The sequence below is a fragment of the Microbacterium sp. genome, assembly GCF_011620665.1.
Taxonomy (GTDB): domain Bacteria; phylum Actinomycetota; class Actinomycetes; order Actinomycetales; family Microbacteriaceae; genus Microbacterium.
Genome location: NZ_WOYQ01000031.1, coordinates 62,859 through 70,084 on the forward strand (window position 1 = coordinate 62,859; position 7,226 = coordinate 70,084).

The 7,226-nt window shown below is 66.2% G+C and carries 8 protein-coding genes; 7 read left to right on the forward strand and 1 reads right to left on the reverse strand.

Features of this window, described 5'->3' with window-relative positions:
- Window positions 1–16 precede the first annotated feature (16 nt).
- The 3 genes from hisD to QZV81_RS04665 are packed head-to-tail and all read left to right on the forward strand — an operon-like array spanning window position 17 to window position 2,896.
- A complete protein-coding gene (gene hisD, locus QZV81_RS04655; RefSeq protein WP_292833250.1) occupies window positions 17–1,318 on the forward strand; it encodes a histidinol dehydrogenase in 1,302 nt (433 codons plus the stop codon).
- 3 nt (window positions 1,319–1,321) lie between these two features.
- Entirely contained in the window at window positions 1,322–1,783 is a 462-nt protein-coding gene (nrdR, locus tag QZV81_RS04660) for a transcriptional regulator NrdR (protein ID WP_292833253.1), read from the forward strand.
- A 57-nt stretch (window positions 1,784–1,840) separates the two neighbouring features.
- Complete coding sequence (locus QZV81_RS04665; protein WP_292833256.1) at window positions 1,841–2,896, forward strand: quinone-dependent dihydroorotate dehydrogenase; 1,056 nt, start codon at window positions 1,841–1,843, stop codon at window positions 2,894–2,896.
- On the opposite strand, the gene QZV81_RS04670 is transcribed toward QZV81_RS04665, so the two are convergent.
- Entirely contained in the window at window positions 2,881–3,441 is a 561-nt protein-coding gene (locus QZV81_RS04670; RefSeq protein ID WP_292833259.1) for a DUF3043 domain-containing protein, read from the reverse strand. The genes QZV81_RS04665 and QZV81_RS04670 overlap by 16 nt on opposite strands.
- 47 nt (window positions 3,442–3,488) lie before the next feature.
- Between QZV81_RS04670 and QZV81_RS04675 the strand changes: the two genes are divergently transcribed.
- The 4 genes from QZV81_RS04675 to QZV81_RS04690 all read left to right on the forward strand — a co-directional run.
- Window positions 3,489–4,883, forward strand: a complete 1,395-nt coding sequence (locus QZV81_RS04675; protein WP_292833262.1) for a dipeptidase — start codon at window positions 3,489–3,491, stop codon at window positions 4,881–4,883.
- Between the two features lie 103 nt (window positions 4,884–4,986).
- On the forward strand, window positions 4,987–5,346 hold the full coding sequence (erpA, locus tag QZV81_RS04680; RefSeq protein ID WP_292833265.1) for an iron-sulfur cluster insertion protein ErpA: 360 nt from the start codon (window positions 4,987–4,989) through the stop codon (window positions 5,344–5,346).
- 134 nt (window positions 5,347–5,480) lie between these two features.
- Window positions 5,481–6,377 (forward strand): cytochrome c oxidase subunit II, encoded by an 897-nt coding sequence (gene coxB / locus QZV81_RS04685; RefSeq protein WP_292833268.1) that lies wholly within the window; start codon window positions 5,481–5,483, stop codon window positions 6,375–6,377.
- Window positions 6,377–7,226, forward strand: an 850-nt coding sequence (locus tag QZV81_RS04690; RefSeq protein WP_292833271.1) for a cbb3-type cytochrome c oxidase subunit I, incomplete at its 3' end; no start/stop codon positions are given. The genes coxB and QZV81_RS04690, both read left to right, overlap by 1 nt.

Consider the following 7,226-nt stretch of genomic DNA (forward strand, 5'->3'; position numbering starts at 1 on the left):
GCGGTACCCTGATCCGATGCTGCGCACCATAGACCTCCGCGGCCGCGCTCTGAGCAATGACGAGTTGCTGGCCACTGTGCCACGCGCTGCCGCCGCGCGCGACGAAGCGCTGGTGACGGCGGCGCGCATCGTCGGCGATGTCGCCGCCGGTGGTGAGGCGGCCCTGCGCGCACAAGCTTCTCGCTTCGACGGCGTCGACGGGCACGAGATCCGCGTGCCGCAGGATCACCTGGATGAAGCCCTGGCCGCGCTCGACGCGAGTGTGCGGGCCGCGCTCGAAGAATCCATCCGCCGGGTGCGGGTCGCGTCCGCAGCCCAAATTCCGCCGACCCGCGTCACCGAGCTCGGCTCCGGCGCCCGCGTCGAGCAGCGTTGGCGACCCGTACGACGTGTGGGTGTCTATGTTCCCGGCGGCAAAGCGGTCTACCCTTCGAGCGTCGTCATGAACGTCGTACCCGCGCAGGTCGCCGGCGTCACCGAGGTCGCGCTCGCCTCGCCGCCGCAACGCGCATTCGGCGGGCGAGTCCACCCGGTGATCCTGGCGGCCGCGCGCTTGCTCGATGTCACCGAGGTGTACGCAATGGGCGGCGCCGGCGCCATCGGCGCCTATGCCCACGGTGTGCCGTCGCTGGGTCTGCACCGCGTCGACGTCATATCGGGCCCCGGCAACAACTTCGTCGCCCTCGCCAAGCGGGTTGTCGCGGGCATGGTGGGCACCGACTCCGAGGCGGGCGCGACGGAGATCCTGATCGTCGCCGATGACTCCGCCGATGCGGACTGGGTGGCCGCCGACCTCGTCAGCCAGGCCGAGCACGATGAGCAGGCCGCCGCCGTTCTGGTCACCGATTCCGCCGGCCTCGCGGCATCCGTCGCCGCCCGTGTCGCGATCCGCGCGGCCCGAACTCTGCACGCCGTCCGCGTGGGTGCGGCCCTCGCAGGCCCGCAATCGGCGATCGTGCTCGTCGATGACATCGCCGGGGCCACCGCGTTCAGCAATGCGTATGCGCCGGAGCACCTCGAACTGCATATCGCCGATCCTCACCTGGACGACTTCGTCAACGCCGGGGCCGTCTTCGTCGGCCCGCATTCGCCGGTGAGCCTGGGCGACTACCTCGCCGGCAGCAACCACGTCTTGCCGACCGGCGGGCAGGCGCGCTACGCGGCGGGACTGTCGGCATCGACTTTCCTCCGCCCCCAGCAGGTGATCGCCTACGACCGCCGCGGGCTCCAGGAGGTGCGCGATGCGATCGTCTCGCTCGCGGCCGCAGAGGTCCTCCCCGCCCACGGCGAGGCAGTTCTCGCCCGATTCGAGGATTGAGCGGTGCACTGTCCCTTCTGCCGCCATCCGGACTCACGAGTGATCGACTCGCGGACGAGCGACGATGGACTCAGCATTCGGCGCCGTCGGCAGTGCCCCGAATGCGGGGGGCGGTTCTCGACGATCGAGACGGCCAGTTTGAATGTCATCAAGAGATCTGGGGTGATCGAGCCTTTCAGCCGGGAGAAGGTCATCGCCGGCGTGCGAAAAGCCTGTCAGGGACGCCCCGTCACGGAAGCGGATCTCGCGGTGCTGGCCCAGAGCGTCGAAGAAGCTGTGCGGCAGACCGGAACCTCGCAGATCGACACGAACGAGATCGGGCTGGCGATTCTGGGTCCGTTGCGCGCGCTCGACGAAGTGGCCTACCTCCGCTTCGCCAGCGTGTACCAGGCCTTCGATTCGCTCGAGGATTTCGAAAGCTCGATCGCGCAGCTGCGGGCTGACCACGCCGCCGCGCCCGAGTGACTGTGCTGCGCTCGGCGCACCATGATCGCTCTCCAACCGCGCAATAGGCTGACACCGATGTATGACTTCATCTTTCGCCATGTGTTCACCCGGATGGATCCGGAGTCCGCTCACCGGCTCGTGATGCCGGTCATTCGAGCAGTGGGGATCTGGCCCCTTCGACCGTTGGTACGTGCGGTCACCCGGCCCGATCGCTCCCTGCGCACCGAGGCGCTCGGACTGGTCTTCGATTCTCCCTTCGGGATCGCCGCGGGGTTCGACAAGAATGCCGTGGCGACGCGGGGGCTCTACGCGCTGGGCTTCGGCCATGTGGAGGTCGGCACGGTGACCGCGATCCCACAGGATGGCAACCCGAGGCCGCGTCTGTTCCGCCTCACCGCCGATCGCGCACTCGTGAATCGGATGGGTTTCAACAATGCCGGTGCTGCGGCGGCGGCCTCCCGTCTCGGAAAGGCCCGGCGCCGCAGGAATCGCCCCGTGCTGGGGGTCAACATCGGCAAGAGCCGCGCGGTCGACGTCGATGAAGCGACGGCGGACTACGTCGCGAGCACACGGCGCGTCGCGCCCGTGGCCGACTACCTCGTCGTGAATGTGTCTTCGCCCAATACCCCCGGCCTGCGCGGTCTGCAGGCCGTCGAGACGCTCCGCCCACTGCTTGCCGCCGTGAGGGACGCCGCAGGCAGAACCCCGCTCCTCGTCAAGATCGCTCCCGACCTCCCGGATGAGGAGATCGAGGCCGTCACGCGACTCGCCGTCGACCTCGGCCTCGCCGGCCTCGTCGCGACCAACACCACGATCGCGCGCGACGGACTGCTCACCGGGCACGCGGAGGTGGAGGGGGCCGGAACCGGAGGGCTCTCCGGAGCTCCTCTGAAGCAGCGCGCCGTCCGGGTGCTCAGACTGGTGAGAATTGCCGCACCCCAACCTGAGTTCTGCGTCATCTCGGTCGGCGGAGTGGAAACCGTCGCCGACGTCCGCGAACGCCTCGCGCTCGGGGCGACGCTCGTGCAGGGTTACACGGGATTCATCTACATCGGCCCGCTCTGGGCGCGCCAGATCAACCGCGCGCTCGTCCGCAGGTCGACTCCCGCGTCCACTCAGACGGGAAACTGACCGCGCTTCACCTGGGCTTTCGGCAGACGCATGAAGCGCATCTGCACCGTGCGCATCGCGCCGTACCAGCCCAGGCCCTTCTCCATCTGAGTAGCACCGAACTTGGCCTTCACGGCACGCTTCACGCGGACGCTCGTGAGGATCATGTCGGCGACCACGAAAAGGATGAACATCCACAGGCCGACGAAACCGTAGTACACCCACGCCTGCGGCAGGAAAGTCATCAGGATCACGACGAGCATGAGCGGCATGAGCGCCTCGCCGAGGTGCCATCCGGCATCCACGTAGTCGCGAACGAAACGTCTTTGAGGACCCTTGTCGCGCACCGGCAGGTACTTTTCGTCACCGTTGGCCATGCCGATGCGGGCCTTCTCGCGCTGAGACGCGATGTCCATCTTCGCGCGCGACTTCGCCTCCTTCGTGTTGGCGACGAGGGGACGCTTTCGTGCGGCCTCCTGCTCGGCTCGTGACGGGGTGGGGCGATTCTTCCCGACTGCGCTCGCCTCTTCGGGGGCGGTCTCGGGTGCTGCTGGCGTGTGGGCCACGGGGGTACCTCGGTTCGACGGGAATCGTGCACCCTAAGATTACCCGCATGAGCTCCGACCTGTCCCGCTCCGAAGCCGTCCGCGAGGCTGCTTTGTCCGCCGTTCCCACCGCTCTCGCGGACCTGGGCGCGTTGGTCCGCATTCCGTCGGTCGCGTTTCCGGGCTTCGATCGAGCTGAGGTCGAGCGGAGCGCGGCCGCCGTCGCGGGCCTGCTGCGCGATCTCGGGATCTTCGACAGCGTGCAGGTGAAGAGCGCGATCGTGCCCGAGACGGGAGTCGAGGGGATGCCCGCGGTGCTCGCGTCGCGCGCCGCGCGCAACGGCCGCCCGACGATCCTCCTGTACGCGCACCACGACGTGCAGCCCGCCGGCGATGAAGCGCTTTGGGATTCGGCGCCATTCGAGCCGACCGTGCGGAACGGCCGTGTGTACGCGCGCGGTGCCGCTGACGACAAGGCGGGTGTCATGGCGCACGTCGGCGCGCTGCGCGCTTTCACCGAGGTCTTGGGCACCGATTTCGATCTGGGCGTGAACGTCTTCATCGAGGGCGAGGAAGAGGCTGGTTCTGCCTCTTTCGCACAGTTCCTGGCGGAGAACGCGGAGGCGCTGCGTGCCGACGTCATCGTCGTGGCCGACTCCGGGAACTGGGATGCATCGACCCCGGCCTTGACGGTATCTCTGCGCGGCAACGCCAGATTCACTCTGACGGTCAAGACGCTCGACCACGCTTCCCATTCCGGGATGTTCGGGGGCGCCGTGCCGGACGCGATGATGGCGACCATCGCGCTCCTCTCGACCTTGTGGGACCGCGACGGCGCCGTCGCCGTCGCCGGTCTCACCGAGCGCGACGGCGAGACACCCACGTACACCGAGGAAACCCTCAGAAGCGAAGCAGGCCTCCCGGTCGGGGTTCGTCCTATCGGAAGAGGCAGCATCCTCAGCCGGATTTGGAACAAGCCCAGTGTCACCGTGACGGGTATCGACGCGCCCAGCGTCAAAAACGCGTCCAACACGCTGAGCCCCCAGGTTGCGGTCGTGATCAGTTCGCGAGTCGCCCCGGGGCAGCCCGCACAAGAGGCCTATGCGGCGCTGGAAACGCATCTGCGCGCGCACGCGCCCTTCGGGGCGCAGTTGACCTTCAGCGACGTAGATTGTGGCGACTCCTTTCTCGTCGAGCCCAGTGGCTGGGCCGTTGCGCAGGCGCGGGCAGCTCTGGCTCGTGGGTACGGCGTGGATCCTGTGGACATCGGCGTGGGCGGCTCGATCCCCTTCATCTCCGATCTCGTGCGGGAGTTCCCCGAGGCGCAAATCCTCGTGACCGGGGTCGAGGATCCGCATGCCCGCGCGCACAGTCCGAATGAGTCACTGCATGTGGCCACATTCCGCCGCGCGCTCCTCTCGGAAGCGCTGCTGCTCGAGAGCTTGGACGCCACGCGGATCTGATCCGGTTCTTCCGATCCGGTTCAGCCCCGAACGCGTAGAATCGGTGGCATCCCGCCGTCGCGCTCGCTGGAGCACCGGACGGCCCGACACTCCGGGAGCACCCATGACCGACCTCGCCACGACCCCCTCCGAAACCGTTCACGGCGTCGGGCTCACCGATGCTGCAGCGGCCAAGGTCAAGAGCCTTCTCGACCAGGAGGGGCGGGATGACCTGCGCCTGCGGGTCGCCGTTCAGCCGGGCGGATGCTCGGGTCTGATCTACCAGCTCTACTTCGATGAGCGGTTCCTCGACGGCGACCAGGCAGTCGACTTCGATGGTGTCGAGGTCATCGTCGACGACATGTCGGTGCCCTACCTCGACGGCGCGTTGATCGACTTCAAGGACACGATCTCGGAGCAGGGTTTCACGATCGACAACCCCAACGCCGCCGGCAGCTGCGCCTGCGGCGACAGCTTCCACTGAGCGCTCGTCCGCCCCTTTCGGAGAGGCGTGACCGCCCTCCGAAAGTCCGGACATCCTGGGCGGATGGCCTGAATCGCGTGAGAGGTTGCCCTAGACTGAATCGCGTCGACCTTCATGACCCCGAAAGGTGAACCGTGCGCGTCAAACGCCACCTCCGCTGGGCTGTCGTCCCGATGGGGATTGCCACCGCAGTCATTCTCGCCGCCTGCACTCCGACCGAGCTGAACGGCTACCTCCCCGGGTTCGAGGATGCCGACGCGAAGCCCGCAACCAACCACACCGAGATGGTGTCCGGCCTGTGGGTGAATTCGTGGATCGTGCTTCTGGTGGTGGGTGTGATCACCTGGGCGCTCATGGGCTTCGCCGCCGTGGCGTACCGACGCCGCAAGGGTCAGAGCGGTTTGCCGGTGCAGCTGCGGTACAACATGCCGATCGAGATCTTCTACACGGTGGTGCCGCTGATCCTCGTGATGGGTTTCTTCGCATTCACCGCGCGTGACCAGGTGATCCTCGAGACGCAGTATGAAGATCCGGACGTCTGCATCAGCGCGATCGGCAAGCAGTGGGCGTGGGACTTCCAGTACAACGAGACCGACTGCGAGGCCGATCAGGCCGCGGTCTGGTCAATGGGTGTCCAGGCGCAGACTGACGAGCAGGGAAACATCGTCAGCGAACTTCCGACCCTTTACCTTCCGGTGGATAAAGAGGTGAAGCTCAAGCTCAACTCGCGTGACGTCATCCACTCGTTCTGGATCATCGACTTCCTGTACAAGAAGGACATGTACATCGGCAAGGACAACTATTGGTCCTTCACACCGACGCGCGTGGGCGAATACGACGGGAAATGTGCCGAACTCTGCGGTCAGTATCACTCGATGATGCTCTTCAAAGTCAAGGTCGTCGAGCAAGCCGACTACGACGCCTACCTCGAGACGCTCCGCGCCGCCGGCCAGACCGGTGACATCAACGATGCGTACGACCGGCTGCAGAATCTGCCCGGGACCGGTGCAAGCTCCGAAGGAGAAAACTGATGGCGACCACGCTTCCTCTCCAGGGAGAGGCTCCCCTCCGTACATCCACCCTTCCGCCGCGCCAGGCAGCTCTGCTGAGCACCTCCCGTGTGGAGCAGAAGGGCAACATCATCGTCAGGTGGATCACCTCCACTGACCACAAGACCATCGGGTACATGTACCTGATCGCGTCGGTGCTGTTCTTCCTCCTGGGCGGCGTGATGGCACTCATCATCCGTGCCGAGCTGTTCGAACCAGGCATGCAGATCCTCCCGACGAAGGATCAGTACAACCAGCTGTTCACGATGCACGGCACGATCATGTTGCTCATGTTCGCAACGCCGCTGTTCGCCGGGTTCGCGAATGCCATCGTGCCGCTGCAGATCGGGGCGCCCGATGTTGCGTTCCCGAGGCTGAACGCGTTCGCGCTCTGGCTGTTCATTTTCGGTTCGTTGATCGCCGTCGCCGGTTTCCTGACACCCCAGGGCGCGGCCTCGTTCGGATGGTTCGCGTACCAACCGCTCGCCAACGCGAGTTTCTCTCCCGGCGCCGGAGGCAACCTCTGGATGCTCGGGCTTGGCATGAGCGGATTCGGGACGATCCTCGGTGCCGTCAACTTCATCACCACGATCATCACCATGCGCGCCCCGGGCATGACCATGTGGCGTTTGCCGATCTTCACCTGGAACACTCTGGTCACCAGCATCCTGATCCTGATGGCCTTCCCGGTGTTGGCCGCCGCGATTTTCGCCGCCGCCGCCGATCGCGTGCTCGGGGCGCACATCTTTGATCCGGCGAACGGCGGTGTGCTGCTCTGGCAGCACCTGTTCTGGTTCTTCGGTCACCCCGAGGTGTACATCATCGCGCTGC

What these genes read in the sequence shown, in the direction of transcription:
- hisD (WP_292833250.1), top strand. Translation starts at nt 17, where the DNA reads ATGCTGCGCACCATAGACCTCCGCGGCCGCGCTCTGAGCAATGACGAG.
- QZV81_RS04665 (WP_292833256.1), top strand. Translation starts at nt 1,841, where the DNA reads ATGTATGACTTCATCTTTCGCCATGTGTTCACCCGGATGGATCCGGAG.
- erpA (WP_292833265.1), top strand. Translation starts at nt 4,987, where the DNA reads ATGACCGACCTCGCCACGACCCCCTCCGAAACCGTTCACGGCGTCGGG.
- QZV81_RS04675 (WP_292833262.1), top strand. Translation starts at nt 3,489, where the DNA reads ATGAGCTCCGACCTGTCCCGCTCCGAAGCCGTCCGCGAGGCTGCTTTG.